The organism is Oscillochloris sp. ZM17-4 (assembly GCF_019599295.1).
Lineage (GTDB): Bacteria > Chloroflexota > Chloroflexia > Chloroflexales > Chloroflexaceae > Oscillochloris.
The window spans coordinates 245,793-268,523 of record NZ_JAIEWN010000001.1 but is presented as its reverse complement, the minus strand read 5'-3'; the positions used below and the strand labels follow the sequence as shown (position 1 = coordinate 268,523).

Annotated in this window: 23 protein-coding genes; 10 read left to right on the top strand and 13 right to left on the bottom strand. The window is 68.1% G+C overall.

What is annotated here, in order from left to right:
- Positions 1 to 210 precede the first annotated feature (210 nt).
- Entirely contained in the window at positions 211 to 2,082 is a 1,872-nt protein-coding gene (locus tag K2Z83_RS01080; protein WP_220593334.1) for an HD domain-containing phosphohydrolase, read from the bottom strand.
- On the bottom strand, positions 2,058 to 2,609 hold the full coding sequence (locus K2Z83_RS01075) for a hypothetical protein (protein WP_220593333.1): 552 nt from the start codon (positions 2,607 to 2,609) through the stop codon (positions 2,058 to 2,060). The genes K2Z83_RS01080 and K2Z83_RS01075 overlap by 25 nt, the downstream gene beginning before the upstream one ends.
- Before the next feature lie 135 nt (positions 2,610 to 2,744).
- Between K2Z83_RS01075 and K2Z83_RS01070 the strand changes: the two genes are divergently transcribed.
- Positions 2,745 to 4,061 carry a hypothetical protein gene (locus tag K2Z83_RS01070; RefSeq protein ID WP_220593332.1) on the top strand — a complete coding sequence of 439 codons (1,317 nt, stop codon included), beginning with the start codon at positions 2,745 to 2,747 and terminating at the stop codon, positions 4,059 to 4,061.
- A gap of 47 nt (positions 4,062 to 4,108) precedes the next feature.
- On the opposite strand, the gene K2Z83_RS01065 is transcribed toward K2Z83_RS01070, so the two are convergent.
- Both K2Z83_RS01065 and argG read right to left on the bottom strand, forming a co-directional pair.
- A complete protein-coding gene (locus K2Z83_RS01065; protein ID WP_220593331.1) occupies positions 4,109 to 4,768 on the bottom strand; it encodes a hypothetical protein in 660 nt (219 codons plus the stop codon).
- Positions 4,769 to 4,869: 101 nt separating this feature from the next.
- Positions 4,870 to 6,210, bottom strand: coding sequence for an argininosuccinate synthase (argG, locus tag K2Z83_RS01060; RefSeq protein ID WP_220593330.1), 1,341 nt, complete (start codon positions 6,208 to 6,210; stop codon positions 4,870 to 4,872).
- A gap of 207 nt (positions 6,211 to 6,417) precedes the next feature.
- Between argG and K2Z83_RS01055 the strand changes: the two genes are divergently transcribed.
- Positions 6,418 to 6,921, top strand: coding sequence for a GNAT family N-acetyltransferase (locus tag K2Z83_RS01055; protein ID WP_220593329.1), 504 nt, complete (start codon positions 6,418 to 6,420; stop codon positions 6,919 to 6,921).
- A gap of 9 nt (positions 6,922 to 6,930) precedes the next feature.
- Positions 6,931 to 8,442, top strand: a complete 1,512-nt coding sequence (gene ilvA, locus K2Z83_RS01050) for a threonine ammonia-lyase, biosynthetic (RefSeq protein ID WP_220593328.1) — start codon at positions 6,931 to 6,933, stop codon at positions 8,440 to 8,442.
- A gap of 35 nt (positions 8,443 to 8,477) precedes the next feature.
- Here the strand turns inward: ilvA and K2Z83_RS01045 are convergent, their stop codons facing one another.
- Positions 8,478 to 8,885 (bottom strand): hypothetical protein, encoded by a 408-nt coding sequence (locus tag K2Z83_RS01045; RefSeq protein ID WP_220593327.1) that lies wholly within the window; start codon positions 8,883 to 8,885, stop codon positions 8,478 to 8,480.
- 196 nt (positions 8,886 to 9,081) lie between these two features.
- Between K2Z83_RS01045 and K2Z83_RS01040 the strand changes: the two genes are divergently transcribed.
- Complete coding sequence (locus K2Z83_RS01040) at positions 9,082 to 9,837, top strand: E3 ubiquitin ligase family protein (protein WP_220593326.1); 756 nt, start codon at positions 9,082 to 9,084, stop codon at positions 9,835 to 9,837.
- A 168-nt stretch (positions 9,838 to 10,005) separates the two neighbouring features.
- Here the strand turns inward: K2Z83_RS01040 and K2Z83_RS01035 are convergent, their stop codons facing one another.
- Entirely contained in the window at positions 10,006 to 10,305 is a 300-nt protein-coding gene (locus tag K2Z83_RS01035; protein ID WP_220593325.1) for a hypothetical protein, read from the bottom strand.
- Between the two features lie 135 nt (positions 10,306 to 10,440).
- Positions 10,441 to 11,127, bottom strand: a complete 687-nt coding sequence (locus K2Z83_RS01030; protein WP_220593324.1) for a hypothetical protein — start codon at positions 11,125 to 11,127, stop codon at positions 10,441 to 10,443.
- A gap of 245 nt (positions 11,128 to 11,372) precedes the next feature.
- On the opposite strand from K2Z83_RS01030, the gene K2Z83_RS01025 reads away from it, so the two are divergent.
- Entirely contained in the window at positions 11,373 to 11,672 is a 300-nt protein-coding gene (locus K2Z83_RS01025) for an ABC transporter ATP-binding protein (RefSeq protein WP_220593323.1), read from the top strand.
- Positions 11,673 to 11,800: 128 nt separating this feature from the next.
- Positions 11,801 to 13,000 (top strand): phosphoglycerate kinase, encoded by a 1,200-nt coding sequence (gene pgk / locus K2Z83_RS01020; RefSeq protein ID WP_220593322.1) that lies wholly within the window; start codon positions 11,801 to 11,803, stop codon positions 12,998 to 13,000.
- A gap of 124 nt (positions 13,001 to 13,124) precedes the next feature.
- Here the strand turns inward: pgk and K2Z83_RS01015 are convergent, their stop codons facing one another.
- Both K2Z83_RS01015 and K2Z83_RS01010 read right to left on the bottom strand, forming a co-directional pair.
- A complete protein-coding gene (locus K2Z83_RS01015) occupies positions 13,125 to 14,483 on the bottom strand; it encodes a hypothetical protein (protein WP_220593321.1) in 1,359 nt (452 codons plus the stop codon).
- A complete protein-coding gene (locus K2Z83_RS01010) occupies positions 14,480 to 15,652 on the bottom strand; it encodes a DUF3048 domain-containing protein (RefSeq protein ID WP_220593320.1) in 1,173 nt (390 codons plus the stop codon). The genes K2Z83_RS01015 and K2Z83_RS01010 overlap by 4 nt, the downstream gene beginning before the upstream one ends.
- A 226-nt stretch (positions 15,653 to 15,878) precedes the next feature.
- On the opposite strand from K2Z83_RS01010, the gene K2Z83_RS01005 reads away from it, so the two are divergent.
- From K2Z83_RS01005 to K2Z83_RS00995, 3 genes are all read left to right on the top strand, one after another.
- The gene (locus K2Z83_RS01005; RefSeq protein WP_220593319.1) at positions 15,879 to 16,928 is read left to right on the top strand and encodes a hypothetical protein; all 1,050 of its coding nucleotides are present in this window, start codon (positions 15,879 to 15,881) and stop codon (positions 16,926 to 16,928) included.
- 160 nt (positions 16,929 to 17,088) lie between these two features.
- Positions 17,089 to 17,631 carry a DUF4405 domain-containing protein gene (locus K2Z83_RS01000; protein ID WP_220593318.1) on the top strand — a complete coding sequence of 181 codons (543 nt, stop codon included), beginning with the start codon at positions 17,089 to 17,091 and terminating at the stop codon, positions 17,629 to 17,631.
- Positions 17,628 to 17,888: a hypothetical protein gene (locus tag K2Z83_RS00995; protein ID WP_220593317.1), complete on the top strand. Its 261-nt coding sequence runs from the start codon at positions 17,628 to 17,630 to the stop codon at positions 17,886 to 17,888. Before K2Z83_RS01000 ends, K2Z83_RS00995 begins: the two co-directional genes overlap by 4 nt.
- Before the next feature lie 41 nt (positions 17,889 to 17,929).
- Here K2Z83_RS00995 and hppD read toward each other — a convergent pair whose 3' ends face one another.
- From hppD to K2Z83_RS00975, 4 genes are all read right to left on the bottom strand, one after another.
- On the bottom strand, positions 17,930 to 19,033 hold the full coding sequence (hppD, locus tag K2Z83_RS00990; RefSeq protein WP_220593316.1) for a 4-hydroxyphenylpyruvate dioxygenase: 1,104 nt from the start codon (positions 19,031 to 19,033) through the stop codon (positions 17,930 to 17,932).
- A gap of 77 nt (positions 19,034 to 19,110) precedes the next feature.
- Positions 19,111 to 20,136 carry an ABC transporter ATP-binding protein gene (locus K2Z83_RS00985; protein WP_220593315.1) on the bottom strand — a complete coding sequence of 342 codons (1,026 nt, stop codon included), beginning with the start codon at positions 20,134 to 20,136 and terminating at the stop codon, positions 19,111 to 19,113.
- A 74-nt stretch (positions 20,137 to 20,210) separates the two neighbouring features.
- Complete coding sequence (locus K2Z83_RS00980) at positions 20,211 to 20,777, bottom strand: NUDIX domain-containing protein (protein ID WP_220593314.1); 567 nt, start codon at positions 20,775 to 20,777, stop codon at positions 20,211 to 20,213.
- A gap of 79 nt (positions 20,778 to 20,856) precedes the next feature.
- The gene (locus tag K2Z83_RS00975; protein ID WP_220593313.1) at positions 20,857 to 21,378 is read right to left on the bottom strand and encodes an adenine phosphoribosyltransferase; all 522 of its coding nucleotides are present in this window, start codon (positions 21,376 to 21,378) and stop codon (positions 20,857 to 20,859) included.
- 126 nt (positions 21,379 to 21,504) lie between these two features.
- Here K2Z83_RS00975 and K2Z83_RS00970 point away from each other — a divergent pair.
- On the top strand, positions 21,505 to 22,731 hold a 1,227-nt coding region (locus tag K2Z83_RS00970), incomplete at its 3' end, for a GAF domain-containing protein (RefSeq protein WP_220593492.1).

The following is a 22,731-nucleotide window of genomic DNA, read 5'->3' as shown; positions in this document are numbered from 1 at the left end:
TTCGTGGGCGGATCCGGCGTCGGCGCAGGCCGACGCCCGGCGCAACGCGCCCCGCCGGCGCGACTTCAGTCGCCAGCCGGGGGGGCTCAGGACGTTGCACATGCCCTGGCACCCGCCGCGGGAGAATCGCAAAAGGGGAGCCGCGACACGCCGGCATTCCCGGCCCATCGCGGCTCCCCTATCAGGTTTCAGCCAGGCAGCCCGCAGGGGCTAATGCACCGTCAGCTCACGCTGATCACGCATCAGCGCGAGGAACGCCTCGACCACCTGCGGATCGAAGTGGCTGCCGGAGAGCGACTGGATATGGGCCAACACCCGTGCCTCAGGCCATGGCATACGGTAGGGCCGCACCGAGCGCAGGGCGTCCCACGTGTCGATCACGGCGAAGATACGCGCCGCGAGCGGAATCTGATCGCCCCGCAGCCCACGCGGATAGCCGCTGCCATCCCATCGCTCATGATGCGCGTAGGGGATCGACAGCGCCTCATGAAGGAAGGGGATGGCCGAGAGCCACTGGTAGGCGTAGATCGGATGCTGGCGCATCACCTGCCACTCATCGCTGCTCAGCGGGCCGGGCTTGAGCAGGATACGGTCGGGGACACCCATCTTGCCAATGTCATGGAGCAGAGCGCCGCGCCGGATATGGTCGAGCTCTTCTGGCGAGAGCCGCATCCGGCGCGCGAGCTGGAGCGTCAGGTCAGTGACGCGGGTGCTATGGCCCTCCGTCTCGTGGTCGCGCAGATCGAGCGCCCGCGACCAGCCCTCGATCGTGGCGTTATACGAGTGGGAGAGCTCAACATTGGCCTGCTGGATCTGCGCAAAGAGGCCGGCGGTGCTGATCGCGATCGCGGCCTGGATGGAGAGCGTCTCAAAGAAGATCCGCCAGTCGTTGCTAGGCTCAACCTGATCGCGCTTCATCACCTCGATCACCCCGAGCGACTGCTCGTGCGAGATCAGCGGCATGGCCATATAGGAGGTGAAGTGATCGCGCAGATAGCGGTCGCGGCTGTTATGGAGATCCTCGCAGCTCAGATCCGCGATGCTGACCGGGCGACGGGTAAAAAACGCGATCCCGGGCAGCCCCTCGTTTTGCGCCACCGAAACATAGCGGTCGGGTGGAAGCGCAACGCCGCGGCTCGCCGCAAGGTCGAGCATCTGCGTGTTCTGATTGAGCAGCAGCACATTCACGGCATCGACGTGCAGGTGCGCGAATAAACGGTCGATAAGCACCGACAGCGTTGTCTCCAGATCCAGGCTTGCCGTGATCGCCACGCCGATCGCGTGCAGGCTGGTGAGCTGACTGATCTGCTGCTGGATCTGCGCCTCGGCCCGCCTGCGCATGCTGATGTCGCGCACAATCGCCTGGATCACCGAGCCATTCTGATCGCGGAAAGCGCCAAAGCTCACCTCAACTGGGATCTGCTGGCCGCCCACCGCACGCATGTTCAGCTCAAGCCGTACGGATGGCTGCGCCCCCGACAGCACAAGATCCACCCCGCTGCGGTAGCGGTCGAGGCTATCTGTGGTGAGGAAGACCTCCAGACTCTGCCCGTCAAGCTGCTGCGGATCCTCGACGCCGAGCAGCGCGGCCAGAGAGGCGTTCGCCAGCGTCATCGCGCCGTCGCCGCTCAGGGTAGCGATCCCGTCAGGAGAGAGCTGGATCAGCTGCGCGAACCGCGCCTGCTCGGTGAGCAGGTGGCGGTAGCGATTCAGCCGGGTGATGGTACGCACCTGGGCCAGGAGCTCGGAGCGATCAAAAGGCTTGGAGATAAACCCATCGGCGCCGGCAGTCATGCCCTGGAGCCGCGAGAAGCGGTCGTCAAGCGACGTGATCATGAGGATCGCGATCTCGCGCGTCTGCGGTGCGGCCCGCAGCTGCCGGCACACCTCAAAGCCATCGATGCCCGGCATCATCACATCGAGCAGCACCAAGTCAGGCAGGTGCTCACTGACCATGCGCAGCGCATCATCGCCACGCATGGCCTCGATCAGCTCATGCCCCTCCTCAGCTAAGACCTGGCGGAGCATGGCCCGCACATACGCGTCGTCGTCGACGATCAGGATGGTGCTAAGGTATTGCATGCCGTGCCCGTTATATTATTTGTGTGTGGCAGATAGAAGCGGTCGCTCCTCAGTCCCCACGATATCCCCAGCAGCCCCAGCGCCTCGGCGACCTCGGCCAGGGCGGCCTGCTCGGCGGCGTGCATGGCCTCGGCGCCGAACCCGAGGAATCCGCCGTCCGACTCGGCCTCGGCCACGGCGCGGGCCAGCCCCACCAGCCAGCGCCGGTAGACCTCGCCGCCCGCCAGGCCGCCCGCCGCCGCGCCGGCCGCCGCCACCGCGCGCAGGAGCGCCGGCCGGTCGTCGGGGCTCGGGCCGGGCGCGGCGTCCATCGGCGCCTCGCCGAGCACCGCCGCCGCCACCTCCGCCACCAGGTCTCCCTCGCCGCCACGCTCGATCTCCTGGCGCAGCGCCTCGCCGAGCGCCAGCAGCTCGCGCACCTGCTGCACCTTCCCTCCCACCGCCGTCGCCACGTAGCAGCCCGCCGCCCACGGCCCCTGCCGCAGCGCCAGCCACTGCGCGGGCGTCACCTGATCTTCGATGGCCATGTGTCCCTCTACACGAAACTATAGCGTCAGTACACCGCTTCTTAACAGCTTCTGAAAGACGTGGCGCTACCCTGGGACTATACACAGATGACGCCGCCTGCTGCGGCATTGACAGACACCAGAGGAAACCCAGTAATGAGAAGGCCTATCACCATCGCCAGCATGGCTGCCGCCGCGATCATCTCCCTGAGCGCCTGCGCGCCGAGCACCAGTACGAGCCTCCCATCCGCCATGGGCCAGGTGGCCGTTGTCATGCCCGCATCGGCGGCCTACCGCCAGGATGGTGGCAGCGCGGTGAAGTCCGGACAGACCTACACAGCCACGCAGACTGATCAGAGCGCCGTCTATGTCTCTGGCGGCGGCGTGCTTGAGCTGTCTGGCACGACGATCTCGTCCAGCGGCGAAACGTCCTCGTCCGACAGCAGCAGCTTCTACGGGCTCAACGCGGCGGTGCTCGCTGGCGCGGGCAGCGCGATCACGCTGGCGGACAGCACGGTGAGCAGCAGCGGCGCGGGGGCCAACGGTGTCTTCGCCAGCGGCGACGGCGCGCAGGTCGCGCTCGCTAACGTAACGATCAGCGCCACCGGCCAGTACGCCCACGCCGTGATGGCCACCAACGGCGGCGCGCTCACCCTCACCAATGTCGATATGCGCACCGCCGGGGCCAACGCTGGCGCGATCGCCACCGACCGCGGCAGCGGCACGATCAGCGTTACAGGCGGCAATGTGACGACCTCGGGGGCCGACTCGCCCGGCATCTACTCGACGGGCCAGATCAGCGTCGCCGACGCTACGATCACCGCCACTGGCTCCGAGGCCGCCGTGATCGAGGGGGCGAACACGATCAGCCTGACAAACACGACCCTCACCGGCGCGCAGAAGTGGGGCGTGATGATCTACCAGAGCATGTCGGGCGACGCCGAGGGCACCCAGGGCACATTCACAATGACCGGCGGGACGCTCTCGGCCGTGGTCGGCCCGCTCTTCTATGTCACGAACTCGACCGGGGTGATCACGCTGAGCGGCGTGAGTCTGATCAACCCCTCGGGGGCGCTGATCGACGCCAGCGCGGGCGCTTGGGGCGGCAGCGGATCGAATGGCGGCCAGGCCATCCTCACCGCCGACGCCCAGCTGATGACCGGCGATATTGGGGCGGACGCCGTCAGCACGGCGGCCGTCACGCTGAAGAATGGCTCCGCGCTCACCGGCGCGATCAATGCCGCGAACACGGCGCAGGCGGCCAGCCTGACCCTCGACGCCTGGAGCACCTGGACGGTGACAGCGGACTCGTACCTGACGACGCTGAGCGACGCCGATGGGATCGTGAGCGGCACGGTCAGCAACATCATTGGCAACGGCCACACGGTCTACTACGATGTTGCCGCGAACCCGGCGCTCGGCGGCGCGACCTACACGCTCAGCGGCGGCGGACTCCTGACTCCGGCGAGCTGAGCGACCCGGCGGGGATGTGATGCGGGCGCGGCCATGTCGCGCCCGCATCACTGTTTTTCCGCCCGCTGCGCGGGCCGGTCGCGCCGCAGCATCTCGAAGCCCTGGGCGAAGATCGCCAGCTGGGCCAGGGCCAGCCAGATCAGCAGCAGGCCCACGCCGACCCCGGCTAGGTCAATCCAGCCCGGGGCCGCCGCCCGGATCTCCGCCACCTGCGCCTGGAGGTCGCCCACGATGCCCCGGTACTGGCGCACCACGGCCGCCGCCTCGTCTAGGTTCGCCCGCACCCCGCCGACCCCCGTCGCCACCGCTCCCAGGTCCTTGTTCAGCTGGCCGAGGTTGCCCCGCGCTGTGCGGATCCCGGCGGAGACCTCGCTGAGCGAGGTGGGCAGGGTGTCGAGGCTCCGCGCCACCTGGCCGATCGAGTCGCTCAGCGGCACCTTGGGGTTGTAGGTGGTCGCGCTGATCAGCCCGAAGCCGCTGATCGCCCCGAGGACACTGTCGACCACCCGCGCCGTCTCCTGGGCCGACCCGAGGGCCGCCTGGGTCGAGCGCAGCGTCTGCGGCAGCTCGTCGCCGGCCAGCCCGCCAAGGTCGTCCAGCACCGGCAGGGTGTCGGTGATGGTCTGGGTGGCCCCGCCGATGGTGGCCGCCAGCGAGGACAGGGTGGCCCGCGCGTCGGCGAGCGACCCGTCGGCCACGGCCATCATTTCTCGTGCGCCTGCGACGCCACGAGGGCGACGCCCTGGCTTGGTTTGGCGCATCGTTGGCGGTGAATCCGCCAGCGATGCGCCAAACCAACCTCCAGATCTCAGCCCTGGGCCTCGTCCTGCGGGCCTGTGATCTGGGGGAGCACGCCCCCATCAGCGAGCAGGCCGCTGCTGAGGTAGGTGGAGAGCTTCTTCCGCGTGTCGGCGATGTCGTTGTTGCGCATGGTGAGCTGCCCGATCCGATCCTGGGGCGAGAACGACGACTCGCCCTTCTCCATCGTCAGCCGCTGCGCGTCGTAGGTCAGGTTCGGCGAATCGGTGTTTAGGATCGAGTAGTCGTTCCCGCGGCGCAGGCCGACCGTCACATCGCCGGTGATCACCCGCGCGACCCAGCGCTGCGCGGACTCGCGCAGCATGATCGCCTGCGGGTCGAACCAGCGGCCCTCGTACAGCAGGCGGCCGAGCCGCCGCCCGCTCTCGCGGTACTGCTCGATCGTCCCCTCATTGTGGATGCCGGTCACCAGCCGCTCATAGGCGATATGGAGCAGCGCCATGCCGGGGGCCTCGTAGATCCCTCGGCTCTTGGCCTCGATGATGCGGTTCTCGATCTGATCGCTCATCCCGAGCCCGTGCCGCCCGCCGATCTGGTTCGCCTCGGCCAGCAGGGCCACGTGGTCGTCGAAGGTCGTGCCGTTGAGCGCGACCGGCAGCCCCTCCTCAAAGGTGATGCGGACCTCCTCGTAGGCGATGGCCGTCTCCTCGCGCCAGAAGGGCACGCCCATGATCGGGTTGACGATATACATCCCCTGGCTGAGGTGCTCCAGATCCTTTGCCTCGTGGGTCGCGCCGAGCATGTTCGAGTCGGTCGAGTAGGCCTTCTCCGCCGACATGCGGTAGTCGAAGCCGTGCTGCGCCATGTAGGCCGACATCTCCGCGCGGCCGCCGAGCTCATCGATGAATGCCTGGTCCAGCCAGGGCTTGTAGATCTGGAGGCTCGGGTTCACCAGCAGGCCGTAGCGGTAGAACCGCTCGATGTCGTTCCCCTTGAAGGTGCTGCCGTCGCCCCAGACGTTGACCTCGTCCTCCTTCATGGCGGCCACCAGCATCGTGCCGGTCACCGCCCGCCCCAGCGGCGTGGTGTTGAAGTAGGGCACCCCCGCCGTGGTGATGTGAAACGCGCCACACTGGATCGCGGCCAGGCCCTCGGCCACCAGCTGCTTGCGGCAGTCGACCAGGCGGGCGGCCTCGGCGCCATAGGTCAGCGCGCGCCGCGGGATGTCCTCGTAGTCCGGCTCGTCGGGCTGCCCGAGGTTGGCCGTGTATGCGTAGGGGATGGCGCCCTTGGCGCGCATCCAGTGGAGCGCCGCGCTGGTGTCGAGGCCGCCTGAGAATGCGAGGCCGATCTTTGCGCCAATAGGAAGCTGCTGAAGGATAGTCGCCATACGGTGTTGCCCTCAATTTCGGCGCTGGGCCTGATGCTTAGCCCTACGCATATGCTGCCAGAACAGTCACCTATTATACATGGATCGCCTCAGCCGCCCCGAGGCCAGCGCTCCCCCGCGCCTTGCGCGCCGGGGCGAATTGGCTCATAATCGGGGCCAGCGACGCGATAGGGATCGCGGCCCTCTTCCCTGAAGGACGTGAACGATATGCGCCCCGCCGATATGCTGTCTCCCTATGAGCTGCTCGAAGATGGCTTTCGCATCAGCACCGACCCGGCCCGCCTCGATCTGGACGTGATCCATGGCTACCTGACGGGTTCCTACTGGGCCGCCGGCCGCACCCGCGCGCAGGTTGCCCGCTCGCTGTCCCACTCGCTCTGCTTCGGGCTCTACGCGGGCGATGCGCAGATCGGCCTGGCCCGCGTGATCAGCGACTACGCCACCTTCGCCTACCTGTGCGACGTGTTTGTGCTGGAGGCCTACCGGGGCCACGGCCTGGGCACCTGGCTCATGGGCGCCGTCGTCGCCCACCCCGACCTGCGCGGCCTGCGGCGCTTTATGCTGGCCACCCGCGACGCCCACGGGCTCTATGCGAAGTTCGGCTTCGCCCTGATCAGCGCTCCCGAGAAGTGGATGGAGATTGTTCAGGCCGCCCCTCCCGCGCCGATGGAGGGGCGCGCCGCGCCGCGCCCCTCCATCGGCCCATCATAAGGATTCTTTGTGAACCTCGACTACCTTCAGCGCATCCTCACCAGCCGCGTCTATGATGTCGCCCGCGAGACGCCCCTCCAGGCCGCGCCGCAGCTCTCGGCCCGCCTGGGCAATGAGGTGCTGCTCAAGCGCGAGGATCTCCAGCCGATCTTCTCGTTCAAGCTGCGCGGTGCCTACAACCGCATGGCCCACATGACGGCTGAGGAGCGCGGGCGGGCGGTGATCACCGCCTCGGCCGGCAACCACGCCCAGGGCGTGGCCTACGCCGGGCAGCGCCTCGGCCTGCGCACGGTGATCGTCATGCCGGCCACCACGCCCGAGATCAAGGTGAGCGCCTGCCGCGCCCGCGGCGCTGAGGTGGTGCTGCACGGCGATAGCTACAGCGACGCTGAGGCCCACGCCTACTGGCTGCAGGCCGAGAACGGCATGACCTTCGTCCACCCCTACGATGACCCGCTGGTGATCGCCGGCCAGGGCACCATCGGCCTTGAGATCTCGCAGCAGATCCGCGCCGCGCGCTACAAGGTCTATGTGCCGATCGGCGGCGGCGGTCTGATCGCTGGGATCGCCGTCTTTCTGAAGAGCATCAGCCCCCAGGTCGAGATTATCGGCGTCGAGCCGGACGACTCCGACGCCATGTTCCAGAGCCTCGCGGCGGGCGAGCGGGTGACGCTGCCCCAGGTCGGGATCTTTGTGGATGGTGTGGCGGTGCGGCGGGTGGGCGCGCACACCTTCGGGCTGGCCCAGCGCTACGTCGACCGGATCGTCCGCGTGACGACCGACGAGGTCTGCGCGGCGATCAAGGATGTCTTCGACGACACGCGGGCGGTGCAGGAGCCGGCGGGCGCCCTGGCCCTGGCCGGGCTGAAGCGCGACGTGGAGGAGCGGGGGCTGAGCGGGGAGACCCTGGTGGCCCTGACATGCGGGGCGAACATGAACTTCAGCCGGCTGAAGCACGTGGCCGAGCGGGCCGAGATCGGCGAGCGCCGCGAGGCCCTGCTGGCGGTGACGATCCCCGAGCAGCCGGGCTCCTTCAAGCGCTTCTGTCGGGTGGTGGGCGGGCGCAGCATCAGCGAGTTCAACTACCGCTACGCGCCGCGCGCCGAGGCCCACATCTTTGTGGGCGTGCAGCTGGATCGGGCCGACCAGCGGGCCACCCTGCTTGATGAGCTGGCCGCCGCCGGCTACGATGCGATCGACCTGACCAACGATGAGCTGTCGGTGGTCCACCTGCGGCACATGGTGGGCGGGCGCGCGCCCGAGGCGGTGGACGAGCGGCTCTACAGCTTTGAGTTCCCCGAGCGGCCCGGCGCGCTGCTCCAGTTCCTCGAGTCGATCGACGAGTCGTGGAACATCAGCCTGTTCCACTATCGCAACCACGGCAGCGCCCACGGCCGAGTGCTGGCCGGCATCCAGGTGCCGGAGGCAGCCCTGCCCCGCTTCCGCGAGTCGCTGGATCGCCTGGGCTACCGCCACGCCGACGAGAGCGAGAACCCGGCGTATAAGGTGTTCCTGACGTGAACGTAAGGGCGCAGCAGCGCCGCGCTGCTGCGCCCTTACGGCTGCGACCGTATTATGCGCGTACGCGCGATCGCGTCCTCGGCCACCATGGCCGCGATCGGTAGGATGGGCACCATCGAGAGGTTGTATGCCTCGGCGGCCTGGCCTTGCAGGCGCAGCACCTTCTGGCCGATGAAGATCACCAGCGGGAGGGTCGCCGGCATCGCCGCGAGGACGACGCCCCGCCCCAGCCAGCGCTCGCGCGGCAGCCGCCGGAGCAGAGCCTGGAATACCGTCACCACCGCCAGGGTGTTGAAGAGCAGTCGCGCGTGCTCGCCCGTGCTCTCGTTCTTCAGGCTCAGGTATGGGATCTTGGGCCAGAACTGCTTGCTGTTGCCGTGCAGGATGACCATCACGACCATATTGGCCAGCACATAGCCGACCTTTCCCAGCACTGTCTTCATCGCTCTCCCTCGCTTCTAAGCACCTGCGACATACGGTGTCACAGCCTTATCTACTCTAGCCGGGGTTTTCCGCCAAACGCGTTAAGAGCTCGTCACCGAGGGATGAAAGACCGCACCTCGGTTGTGCTCCCGATATGCCCGCAGCTTACACTACGCTCAGCGCTCAACACTCAACGCTCAACACTCAACAGTCACCATGGCCATCCTTCTTGCTATTGCCATAGCCCTCGCCCTCGCCGGCATTGTCGCCGCCGCCTTCGCCTGGCGCGGCGAGGGCAGCATCCTCGCCATGCGCGAGACTGAGACGATGAGCGTGGCCGAGGTGGCCGCCCGCCACCGCGCGGGCCGCCTCGGGCAGCTGGTCGAGGTGGTGGGTACGATCGAGTGCGACTCGCCGCTACGCGCGCCCTATAGCGAGGCGCTCTGTGTGGCCTACGACTACTCGGTGACGGAGGATAAGGAGCGGCTTGGCTACGGCGGCCCCCTCGGGGCGAACCGCCAGCACAGCATGATCCACCAGCGCGGCCAGCGCAATGTCGGCCACACATTCGACCTGCACGATAGCCGGGTGCCGCGCTTCTATGTGCGCGATGCCAGCGGTCGCATGGCGGTGGACACCGCCGGTGCCCGGATCGACCTGCTGGAGACCGTCGCCCGCTTCGAGTCCTACACCGGCGCTGAGCTGAACGTCGAGCGCCAGATCTGGCGCGAGGAGCGCGCCCTGCCTCTCGGCAACCGGGTCTACATCCTGGCCTGCCTGGCCGACGACGGCGGCGAGCCGGTGCTCATGCGCCACCCGGTCGACCGCGCCCGCCGCTTCATCATTAGCCACCGCGACGAGCGAACCCTGCTGCGCAGCACGCGCCTGCGCACCTACGGCCTCTACCTCTTCAGCGGCCTGTCCATCGGCGGGGCGCTGCTGCTGGCCGCCTTCGCGATGCGGCTGCTGTAGTAAGGCATGGTTTCAGGTGACAGGCGGCAGGTGGCAGGGATTGTGCATTGGAATTCCCTGCGCTATACCAAACTGTAACGCTCTCTGAAACATGCCTAAATGACAAACGGGGAGGGATCAGGCAGCGCCTGATCCCTCCCGTTGTTTGTCACTGAGCTGCAGTCGCTTCTAGCGGAAGCGCGCCTGCATATCCTGCAGCCACTTCTCAGTGTCCTTCTGGACGGCCTCGCCGCGCTCAATCAGCTTGTTCAGGTAGAACTTGTTGGCGACGGCCTGCACCTCATCGCTGATCATGCCGACCAGGCCGAGGCTCGCGAGCGGCACCTTGCTTAGCCAGACGAACATCGTGTCGCCGGCCTTGGCAACGGTCTTCTGCACATCGTTGATGCTGGCCTCGATCGCTTTGCCCATGTCGGCGCTCTGGCTCTCGTGCTCTATTGTGTCGCTCTTGATCGTCTCGGTTGCCATTGTAGGCCTCCTTCGGTGCGATAGTACTTCATGTATAACGCATCGCGTTATGTCCTGAGTATAACGCATTGCGTTATCCGTGTCAAGCCCGGATCATCGACCGGGTGTGACGTACCATTTCGGGCAATGCCGCTCCTATGTGCCCGCACCGCCCAGAACGACATAGCGATACATCGGCAGCCCGTAGAAGACGAGCTGGAGCGAGGCCTTCGCATCATTCAGCGTATCACCGTCGTCGTAGGTCTCACGGTGATAGTCGGCCTTGGCGGCGGCGAGCGCGCGGCCTGGGGTTGGCTCGGCGCCGCTCAGCAGGATCTGCTCAAACCGTAGAATCAGCGCCTCGCTCCAGCGTAGATGCTTCTTGCTAACGACGCCGTAGCTGGTGCCGCCAAGCATGTTCGCCCGGCGGCCGAGTGCCGCCTGCACCAGGTCGAGCGCGGGGTGCGACTGGTACGGCGGGACATTCAGCCCCGCGTGGCAACCGGTCGAGATGAGCAGTGCCCGCGACAGGTCGACCTCGGCGCTTATCAGGTCTTGCGCGTAAATGAACTCACCATCGGAGCCGAGCCAGAGGTGGCTGGCGTGGCTCTGGATCGCCAGGATATCGTAGTGTGCCTCTGCCGCCAGCAACTGATCGCGGAAGACGTATGCCGTCCAGTCGCTGCGCACAAGGCTACAGTCGACGGTCAGCCCAGCGCGCTCGTACAGCGCGCACTCGCTTTGCGCCAGATCCGCAGTAAAATCGTCGAGACGAGCGCTCACCGCGGCCCGCCTGAGCAGAATCGTATCGCCGGCGAGGAATGTCTCGATCACCGCCAGCATCTCGCTCGGCTCCTCGACGAGCCGGCCGACGCCGAGATCGGGCAGGTAGTAGCGCGGCGCAAGCCCCGCACTCGCCCCGACCCGCGCGGCATAATAGTCGTCGGTGAGGATCTGGTTGTCGCGCAGAGCCTGTCCGACCGTGCTGCACGGCGGGATCCCGATCTGGGCTGCGTACTGCGCCTCAATGTGCAGCTCCGGATAGACATCGCTGGTATAGTCGGGGATGCGACCTGGCCACGGCGGCGATGTTCGCCGACCGCATCGCGGTGATGTACCTGGGGCGCATCGTCGAGGTCGGCCCGGCGGACGAGCTGATCGCCGCGCCGCAGCACCCCTACACCCAGGCTCTGCTCTCGGTGGTGCCCAGCCTGGCCCCGCGCCGCCAGGCCCGCGTGCTGCTCCAGGGCGAGACGCCCAACCCCGCCGATGTGCCGCCCGGCTGCCGCTTCCACCCGCGCTGCCCGATCGCAATAGACGAGTGCCGGCGCAGCGACCCGGCCCTGGAGCGCAAGGGCGGGCACGAGGTGGCCTGTATTCGGGTGTAGGTTGGGGGTTGGGGCTGGGGGTTGGAGGCTGGGGTTGCGGCTTCCTAACCCCTAACCCCCAGCCCCCAACCCCCGCTGTGCTACAATAGGCCGGGAGTGGGATGATACCGATAGAAGGAGAGATCCCCATGGCAAAGAAGACGATCCGCGACGTCGAGTGGGCCGGCAAGCGCGCCCTGGTGCGCGTGGACTTCAACGTGCCGCAGGACGACAGCGGGGCCATCACCGACGACACGCGCATCCGGGCGGCCCTGCCAACCATCCGCTATCTGATCGAGCACGGCGCCGGCGTGGTCCTCATGTCGCACCTCGGACGCCCGAAGGGCAAGGTCAACCCCAAGTACAGCATGCGCCCGGTGGTCGAGCGGCTCTTCGAGCTGCTCCCCGAGGCCAGCGAGGTCAAGAAGACCGAGGCGATCACCGGGCCGGCCGCCGAGGCCGCCGCCGGGTCGGTCGGCCCGGGCCAGGTGCTGATGCTGGAGAACACCCGCTTCGACCCGCGCGAGGAGAAGAACGACCCGGAGATGGCCGCCGAGCTGGCGAAGCTGGGCGACGTGTTTGTGAACGACGCCTTCGGCGCGGCCCACCGGGCCAACGCCAGCACCGAGGGGGTGGCCCACCACCTGATGGGCGTGGCCGGCCTCCTGCTGGAGAAGGAGCTGGCCTTCATCGGCGGCGCCCTGGAGGACCCCGCCCGCCCCTTCGTCACGATCATCGGCGGGGCCAAGATCAGCGATAAGATCGGCGTGATCGACAACCTGCTCGGCAAGGTCAACGCCCTGCTGATCGGCGGCGGCATGGCCAACACCTTCCTGCTGGCCATGGGCAAGAACATGGGCGACTCGCTGATCGAGCCGGAGAGCGTCGAGGTCGCCCGCGGCCTGATCGCCAAGGCCGAGGCCGCCGGCGCCCGCCTGATCCTGCCAGTCGACGCGGTGATCGCCGACGCCTTCAGCGCCAGCGCGAACACCAAGACGGTCAGCGTGGACGCCGTGCCCGCCGGCTGGCGCATCCTCGACATCGGCCCCGAGACGGCCAAGATCTACGCCGCCGAGGTGCGCGGCGCGAAGACGGTGATCTGGAATGGGCCGATGGGCGTGTTCGAGATGGAGCCCTTCGCCAAGGGCACCTTCGCTGTCGCCACGGCCATGGCCGACGCCTCGGCCCTCGGCGCGATCACGATCATCGGCGGCGGGGACTCGGTGGCCGCCATCGAGCAGGCCGGCCTCGCCGATAAGATGTCCCACGTCTCCACCGGCGGCGGCGCGTCCCTGGAGCTGCTGGAGGGCAAGGTGCTCCCCGGCGTCGCGGCCCTGGCCGATAAGTAACGCGCCGGCGGCACCGCACCACGCGGCATGATGTAGGGCCGAAGCAAAATCGCCTCTGTCGCTTTGCGACAGAGGCGATTTTGCTTCGGCCCTACGGTGTTGTGGCGATGCCCGCCGGGGCGGGTTACGGCGCGGCCTGCGTCGTATCCATATCCGCGCCGTCGGGCCAGGGCTCCTGGTTGCCGGCCCAGTCGCGGGCGCGCACGCGGAAGGCGAACTGCTTGCCCTCGTCGGGGCCGAACCACGCGCCGATGTCGGCCACACCCTGCTTCCAGTCCGTCCAGCCGCCCTTCGGCAGCTGGCGCACCTGCACATCGTAGGTGGCGATGCCGCTCATGTCATCGGTGCCGCCCCAGCTGATCTGGTAGCCGTTGTCCTTGCGGGCGATCGCCGTCACCGTGCCGTTCGGCGGGGTCGTGTCCGTGCGCGGCGCCCAGGCCATGGCGTCAAAGCGCACCGCCAGGCCCGAGTCGTCCGTCACGTCGCCCAGGTCCACGCGGGGCTGCGACTCGGCGCTCCCCAGGAAGTGGAAGACGCCCAGGGAGACCCACTGCCCGGCGTTGGCCTGCTGGTCGACCAGCACCTCGTTCACGACGCCGTCGTGGCTGATACGGTAGCGGGCCGAGCGGGTGGCGGCCGGGCCGCACGCGGGCACGTAGGCCTTCAGCTCGTAGAAGTCGGCCGACGGGAGCTGCGGCGACCAGGAGGCCGCGCTGGTGCCCTTCGCCGGGTCGCTCGTCGAGAGCGTGTAGGTGGAGCCGCCGCCCACCCCGCAGGCGAGATCGTCCCAGTGCGGCCCGCTCGCGCTGTAACCCTCGCCGCCGTTGTCCACCGCCGTGGCACCGGACTCCACCTCGACCGGCTTCGCCGGATGGGCGGGTGCGGACCGGGTCGCGGGCGGCGGGTCGATCGGCGCCGCGTTGCCGGGGCCGGGGTCGGCGCCGAGCCAGAGGAAGGTGACCAGCACGTAGTCGCTGCGGCTCATCCCCAGGTCGTCCCAGAAGGTGCCGTCGGCGATATCGATGCCATTGGGGTCACGGACCACGCGCCCGCTCTCATCGCGCCCGCCGTTATAGCCGTCGAAGACGGCGGCGTGGGCCATCGGCCGACCGACCGGCAGGTCGCCGTAGCGGCGGTTCGGGCTCCAGTAGTCGTCCTTAGTGTTCCAGGGGCCAACGTCCCAGACCGGCACGACCACGCTGCGCCCGTTGTAGGTCAGGCGCACGGCGTACTGGCTGGTGCCTTTGGGGGAGAGGACGCTCCAGGAGGGGAGGGCGACGAAGCGGTCGCGGGGCTGGATCGTATGGCCGTTGGCCGTCGTTCGGCCGACAAGGCCCTCGCGCGTGGCGAAGATGCGGTAGGTGGGCGCTGTGTCCTGGCGGCTCGGCGCGGCGGAGGGCGCGGCGCCCACCTGGCCGGCGGAGGTCACCATCAGCGCCAGGATGGCGACCGCGAGCACGTGGCGTAATTTGCCTTCTATCATAGTCCCCCTTCTACGGTAAGGTTGTCCATGGACGGGATGGCAGCGATCCAGACCGGGCCGGGGTTCATGGGAACCTCGGAGCCGTCCGCCGCGTAGAAGCGGAGCTGCGCGAAGCCGGCGTCCTTGCGCCATGTGGCCTCGATCATCGTCCCGTCGCGGAAGATGCGCGCCTTACCCTCGCCGAGCACCTGCTGCTCGATGCGACCCTTCGGGTCGCCGGGGATGGGCGCCTCGGGCACCTCCATGACAACCAGGTTCTTAAACTGGATCTGCGCGCCGGTGCGCTGATCGACGTGGGGCCGACTGCCCCGGAAGTAGAGGTAGTCGTTGCTGGCCGGGTCATAGCTCCAGCCGACGTAGGCCTCGCGGTAGATGAAGAAGTAGCTCAGGCGCTGGCTGGCCGGCCGCTGGTCGGCGGGGGCCTCGGGCTTGAGGATGAAGCCGATCTCGCTGAGGTCGGGCGTCTCGACGCCGCGGCTGGCGGCGAAGGCGGCGATATCGGCGCTGTCGGTGTAGAGGTTGTGGGGCGCGAGGCGGGCGCCGCTGCGGCGGAAGTAGGGGCCGGAGACGCCTCTGAGCGCGTCGTTGTTGATGATCTCGATCGCGGTCTCGGCGAGCAGCAGGCCCTCGGGCGAGCCGCCGGCGTGCGAGTAGACGGCGCGCAGACCCTTGGCCCACTCCACATAGTAGGGGCGCGCGCTGCGCACCGGGCCGATCTCGCTCAGCTCGGGCGAGACGCCGGGCACGAAGACGGCCATGTAGCGGGTGATGCCGAACTCGGCCAGGGCCTCGAAGACGATCGCCGCGCCGTTCAGGCCCGACTGCGGGTAGGCGTCGGGGTGGTTGTCGAGCATCACCGCGTAGGGCCGCTCCGTCACGCTGCCACGCGGCAGCGCCAGGGCGCCGGTGATCGGCTCGGGCGTGGCCGTCGGCGGCTCGGGCGTGGCCGTCGGCGGCTCGGGCGTGGCCGTCGGCGGGGCCAGGGTCGGCGCGGGAGTATCGGTGGGTGGCAGCGTAGGGATAGGGGAGGCGACAGGCGCGCTGCTGGGCGCGGGCGCCGAGGTGGCGACAGCCTGCGCGGGCCCCGAGGTGACGACTCTGTTCGCGCACCCAGCCAGGGCGACCAGAAGCAGCAGGAGCGAGCAGGCGCGGGTCAGATGCTGATACATGACAGGGTACGTCCTTCCGCGAACGTGGCGGCCCTCAAACGGGCGCTATGATACCACATATCACAGCGGGCTTGGGTGACATCGCTGTCACCTACGCTGTAAGGCTCCAGTAAGCCGCCTGTCATCGAATAGTCACTTACGACTCTGAGTCGCCCCTCGGCCCTGGTGTAGCCTTGAGCTAGGCGCGATGATCGCGCACGCTACGCTAGTTGGAGGGAGAAATACCATGTTGCAGCACAGCAGAGCGCGTCGGCTCCTGATGGGGGGATTCACCCTGGCGATCGCCACCCTGCTCGGCCTGTGGAGCTGGGCGTCGATGGCCAGCTCGGCCAGCCTCAGCGCCAGCCCCGGCAGCCCCCGCCAGAACGACACCGTCACCCTGGTCGGCCAGGGATTCTCGCCCGGCGAGGCCGTCGCCGTCTGGATCACCTACCCCGACTTCCGCGTCTACGGGGTGGCCGAGGTCGTCGCCAACGGCGACGGCAGCTTCAGCTACCCCTACCTGCCCGACTTCCTGGGTGCCACCTTCACGCCGACGGGCAAGTACACCTACACCGCCCACGGCAAGGACAGCGGCCGCGAGGTCTACGCCGACATCAGCGTCGGCATCGGCGCGGCCCCCGGCACCTCCGCCGGCGTGACGCTCACCGCCGAGCCCGGCAAGGACTCGCAGGGCTCCTACTTCGTCTTCCGGGGCAGCGGCTACTGGGGCGGCGAGGGCGTCGCGGTCTGGCTGCGCTACCCCGACAACAGCCTGGTCGACCTGGGCCGGGTCAGCGCCGGCCCCGCCGGAAGCATCGAGTATATCCTCTACGTCACCGGCGTGCCGGTGGGCCACTACGCCTTCACCGGCCGCGGCCTGAGCAGCGGGGCCAACGGCATCGCCGAGTTCGATGTCAGCGTGGACGACCTGACCGTCGCCACCAGCGTGGCTACGCTCCACATCGGCCCCAGCCCCGACACCCAGCGCAGCTTCGCCGCCTTCGTCGGCGCCGGCTTCAAGCCCAGCGAGATCGTCACCGTCTGGGTGACGCTGCCCGACTACTCGACCCGCTGGATCGGCGACGTGCAGGCCGACTCCGCCGGCGCCTTCAGCGCGGTGCTCTACCTGAGCGAGCAGGAGCCGGTGGGCCAGCGCAGCTACACCGCCTACGGCAACATCAGCGGCGCGCGCGCCGTGGCCGACTACACGCTCCAGCCCGGCCCCGGCGACGCCCAGCTCGACACGCCGGAGCCCTCCGCCGACGGCGTCTGCACCGGTGATGGCTGCTTCTAGCGAGGCTGCTGGCAGACAGACGAGAGGGTCTGCGGGAGAGCAATGCTCTCCCGCAGACCCTCTCGTTTCTACTCCCCCTCCCAACAGCTTCTATATCACTTCTAAACAGCCCGCCCCTATCATAGAGCCATCGGAACAAACTCTTGTAGGGGACACGACAATGAAGCAGACAACCAAGCGCCCGAACCGAAACCTAACCAAGCTAGCCCTCGATATAGGCATATTTCTGTCCTTCCTGGTGGCAATGGCCCCGCGCTTCAGCGGGATGACCATCCACGAGTGGCTGGGCGTCGCCCTCGGCGCGACGATCACCACCCACCTGCTGCTCAACTGGAGCTGGATCGTGCAGGTCACGAAGCGCTTCTTCGGCAAGGTGCAGTGGTCGGCCCGTCTGAGCTACGTGCTGAACGCGCTCCTATTCATCGACATGACGGTGATCATCTTCACCGGGCTGATGATCTCGAAGGCGGTGCTGCCGACCTTCGGGCTAGAGGCGATGCACGGCGGGGTCTGGAAGGCGCTGCACAGCCTCTCCGCGAACCTGTCGGTCTTCCTGGTGGGCCTGCACGTGGCCCTGCACTGGCAGTGGATCGTGAATATGACGAAGCGCTTTATCATCGCGCCGCTGACGCCGGGCCAGGCCACACCGCAGCCGGCCCGCGTCGCCCGCCCGACGCTGAAGGAAGAGGGAGTACTGCAATGAGAACGCTTGGACGTACGCTGGTGATTATACTCGCGGCGCTGCTGGTGGCCGGGGCGGCCTACGCCCTGGGGAGCGCGGGGCTGATCGGGGCCACGACCGGCGGGATGCACGGCGGCCACGGGCCGGGCGGCGGCGAAGCCTTCGCAGTCGGTGAGATCGTCAAGAACCTGGGGATCATCGCCGCGATCGTGGCCCTGGTGGTTGGCGGGAGCGCCCTGGCAAAGCGGATCAGGCCCGCGCCGCAGCCCTCCTTATAATCGATAAATCGGCGCTGCGGGCAGATGCCCGCAGCGCCGATTTATAGATTCCCCCGCTTCTCCTGCTCGCGCTCGATCGACTCGAAGAGGGCACGGAAGTTGCCCTTGCCGAAGCCCCGGCTGCCCTTGCGCTGGATGATCTCGACAAAGAGCGTCGGCCGGTCCTGGAGCGGCTGGCTGAAGATCTGGAGCAGGTAGCCCTCCTCGTCGCGGTCGACCAGGATGCCGCGCTCCTGGAGGGCGGCCCGGCTCTCGTCGATGCGGCCCACCCGGCCTTCCAGGTCGTCGTAGTAGCTCGACGGCACATTGTTAAAGGGGATGCCGGCGGCGCGCAGCGCGTCCACCGTGGCGCAGATGTCGCCGGTGGACAGGGCGATGTGCTGGGCGCCGGGGCCGCCGTAGTACTCGAGGAACTCCGCGATCTGGCTCTTCTTACGCCCTTCGGCCGGCTCGTTGATCGGGAACTTGATCTTGCCCGAGCCGTTCTGCATCACCTTGCTCATCAGGGCGCTGTACTCGGTCGAGATGTCCTTGTCGTCGAAGTGGACCATCTGCTTGAAGCCCAACACATCGCGGTAGTAGCCGACCCACTGCTCCATATAGCCCAGATCAACGTTGCCGACGATGTGGTCGATCGCGGCGATGCCGGTCTCGGGGACGGGCGGGCGCTCGCTGATCGCGCGGAAGCCGGGCATGAACGGCCCATCGTAGCCGTCCCGCTCGATGAAGCTATGCACCGTATCGCCGTAGGCGGCGATCGTCGCCTTAACAACGCTCCCGTGGGCGTCCTCGCTGGCCGTCGGCCCCAGCACGCCGGTGGCCCCGTTGGACAGGGCCGCCCGATAGGCGGCGGCGGCATCGCGCACGCGCAGGGCGATATCCCTCACCCCATCGCCGTGGCGGGCGACGTGGTCGCCGATCGGGTGGCCGGGCAGATTCGGCGCGGTGAGCAGAAAGCGCACGTTGCGCCGCTGGAGCACGTAGCTCGTGCGGTCGCGCAGGCCGGTCTCAAGCCCGGCGTAGGCCACCGGGGTCAGGCCGAGAGTGCTGCGGTAAAAGTGGGCCGCCTGGCGGGCGTTGCTCACGTAGAGCTCGACGTAGTCGATCCCGAACAGGTCGAGCGGATCTGGTGTATGAGGCGTCATTGTATGTTCTCCTGTGAAGGCTGCGTCACAAAGAGAGAGGCGCTGCGCCAATCTGCAATCTGCAATCTGCAATTGCGTCAGGCCGGGTAGATCAGCACCCGCGCGGGAGTCAGCCCCAGCCCCACCAGATCGCCGACAGCGCCGGGGGGCGCGGCCATGTCCAGGTCGATCAGCTGCCCGCCGGCGGCGCGCAGGCCGACCCGGTAGTGCCGCCCGCGAAACTGGAGCGACTCAAGCTCGCCGCGCAGCCGGCTCGCCCCGGCGGGGGCTGCGGCGTCGGGCGCGATCACCGCCACGGCGTCCGCGCCGGGCGCGAGCTCGCCGATCAGCGTCCCGGCGAGCTCGCCGAGGCCGGTGGCGACCCGCCCGTCGCCCAGGTGGCGCCCGGGGGCCAGGTTGCGCAGCCCGAGGAAGCGGGCCGCCCACAGGCTCGCCGGGCGCCGGTAGATCGCCTCCGGCGGCCCGGCCTGCTCCAGCCGGCCGGCGTTCAGCAGCGCGACGACGTCGGCCAGGGCGAAGGCCTCCTCCTGGTCGTGGGTGACATAGATCGCGGTCACACCCACCTGGCGCAGCACGGCGCGCAGCTCCTCCTGGAGCCGCTCGCGCAGCTCGCGGTCGAGGGCGGCCAGCGGCTCATCGAGCATCAGCAGGCGCGGGCCGGGGGCCAGGGCGCGGGCCAGGGCCACCCGCTGGCGCTCGCCGCCCGAGAGCTCGAAGACCCGCCGCCGCCCGTAGCCGGCCATGCCCACCAGCGCCAGCGCCTCGGCGGCCCGCGCCGCGACCTGGGCGCGCCCCAGGCCGCGCATGCGCAGCCCGAAGGCCACGTTCGCCGCCACATCCATGTGCGGGAAGAGCGCGTAGTCCTGAAACATCATGCCGAAGCCGCGCAGGTGGGGCGGCACGCCGTCGATACGCTCGCCGCCGAACAGGATCGCCCCGCCGTCGGCCCGCTCAAGCCCGGCCACCACCCGCAGCAGCGTCGTCTTACCGCAGCCCGAGGGGCCGAGCAGGGCCATCGTCGCCCCGGCGGGCACCTCCAGGCTGATGCCGCGCAGCACCTCGGTGCCATCGTAGGCCTTGTGGATAGTGTTAATGGTGAGCATAGGTAGGAATCGGTGATCAGGAGTCGGGAGTCGGGCTCTGCTGCTCCGGCGTATCGCTCCGACTCCAAAGGGTATTAGCGGCTTCGACTCCCCGACTCCCAACTCCTGATCACCGACTCCCGATACGCCGCGATCGCCTCCCGCTGGCTGTCCCACTTCAGCGGCGGCAGCGCATCCAGGGGCAGCACCATCGTGCCGCGGCCCTCGTCGCTGCCGGTCAGCGCGCCGCCCACGGCGCGGGCCGAGAAGCCCAGCACCACATAGAACATGCGCGGGTCGCCGTAGGACGGGCCGAAGCTATAGCTGAGGAAGCGCGGCTCGGCCAGGGTCAGGCCGGTCTCCTCCTGGCCCTCGCGGATCGCCGCCTCGGCCGGGTCCTCGCCGTACTCCACGTGGCCGATCGGCAGGTGCCAGATCCCGCGGTCGGGGTTGATATCGCGCTGGACGAGCACAATCCCGCCCTGGTACTCGACCACCACCGTGGCCGCCAGGTTGGGAAGGGCGTAGTGGATCCAGCCGCAGGCCGGGCAGCGCTGCCGATCCATGTCGTGGAGGTGGGCCAGCACCAGCTCCGTGGCGCAGCGCGGGCAGTAGCGGTAGCGGTAGCGCTCGGGGTAGTCGTCGATTGAGGGGAGGGGCATTGGCGTTCCGCCAGGGTACAGGGTACAGGGTACAGTTCCAGAAACTGTACCCTGTACCCTGTACCCTGTACCCTGTACCCTAATACTGGATCAGCGAGTAGATCGAGTAGGGGGTGAGCTTCTCACGGCCGTTGAGGAAGGTCAGCTCGATCACAAAGGCCATCTCGACCACCGTGCCGCCGGCCTGCTCGATCAGCTTGCTGGCCGCCGCGATCGTGCCGCCCGTGGCCAGCAGGTCGTCCACCACCAGCACCTTCGCCCCGGTCTCGAAGGCATCGCGGTGAATCTCCAGCTTGTTGGTGCCGTACTCCAGGCTGTACTCAATCTGGTAGGTGTCGGCGGGGAGCTTGCCGGGCTTGCGGATGGGCACCAGGCCCACGCCCAGCTGAAGGGCGATCGGCGCGCTGAAGATGAACCCGCGCGACTCGACGCCCGCCACGGCGGTGATCCCGCGGTCGCGGTAGCGGTCGGACAGTGAGCTAATCACCTGGCTGAAGGCCGGCCCGTTGCCGATCAGCGTCGTGATGTCTTTGAAGGCGATCCCGGGCAGTGGGAAGTCGGGGACGTTCCGAACCAGGTCGGCAAGCTCGTGGCTGGACATAGAACCTCCGGGAAACTCACACGATCTCGTGCGGCTATTATACCCCCTCCAGTAACCTTGGTTGCGCCGCCATCCCAACGTCCTTATAATGGTGCAGAGATGTAAAAAGGTGGTAGACATATGGCAATGTATGAAGTGGTGACATCGCAGCCACCCGACCTGATCGCGGCGCTGCGCGAGACTCTGCCCGGGATCGCGGAGATCCTCTCGGCGCTCGATGCGGAGACAACGCAGGAGGCCCGGGTGAGCCAGCTGCACCATATCGCCTCGCTCTGGTATGCGCAGGGCGGCGCGGCAGAGGTGCTCGCCGAGGTCGGCATCCTCCTCGCCGCGCAGCTGAGGATGTCCCAGGGCATGGTCGTCAGCGAGCTGCTGCTGGCCTTCGGCGCCGCCCAGGAGGAGCAGCGCACCCGCGAGTGGGAGGCCCGCCTGCTCGCCCGCGCCTCTGAGCTCGACGGCCTGCACCGGATCATCTCCGCCGCCAACTCCACGCTCGACCTGGACACCTCGCTCCAGACGGTGGTCGAGACGGTGGCCCAGGTGGTGGGCGTGCAGGCCTGCTCGGTCTACCTCTACGACAAGCACCGCGATGAGCTGGTGCTGCGGGCGGTGCGCGGCCTCAACTACGCCGCCGTCGGCCAGGTGGTGACGAAGCTCGGCACCGGGGTGACGGGCTGGGCCGCCCAGCTCGGCCACCCCGTCTCGGTGCGCGATGTCTGGCAGGAGACGCGCTTCAACCTCGAGCCGCAGCTCGGCGAGGAGCCCTTCCGCTCCATCCTGGCCGTGCCGATCGTGCTCTTCAGCGCCGAGCGCTTCCAGTTCAGCGCCGACAAGCTCCAGGGCGTGATCAGCGTCCAGACGATCGGCCCGCGCGACTTTAGCCAGGAGGAGATCAGCTTCGTCGAGGTAGCCGCCGGCGAGCTGGCCTTCTTCATCGCCAACGCCCAGCTCTACCAGCAGACGGACGAGCGCCTGCACCAGAAGCTGCGCGAGCTGACCACGCTCCAGCAGGTGAGCAAGAGCATCGCCGAGCAGATCGGCCTGCGCGATGTGCTCAACCTGATCACCGAGAAGGCCGTCGAGCTGGCCCAGGCCGACCGGGCCGCGATCTTCCAGATGGGCGAGGACGGCCACCTGATCCTGGTCGCCAGCCACGGCGGCGAGGGCGACGGCGTGCGCGACTTTATCATCCAGACGGTGCGCGACAGCCGGCCCCTCGCGGTGATGAACGCCTACCAGGACGCGCGCTTCCCCAACCTGGCCCAGGTGGCCACCCGCGAGAACTTCCACTCGCTCTTCTGCATGCCCCTGCGCGCCCGTGAGCGCACCATCGGCGGGATCTGTCTCTACAAG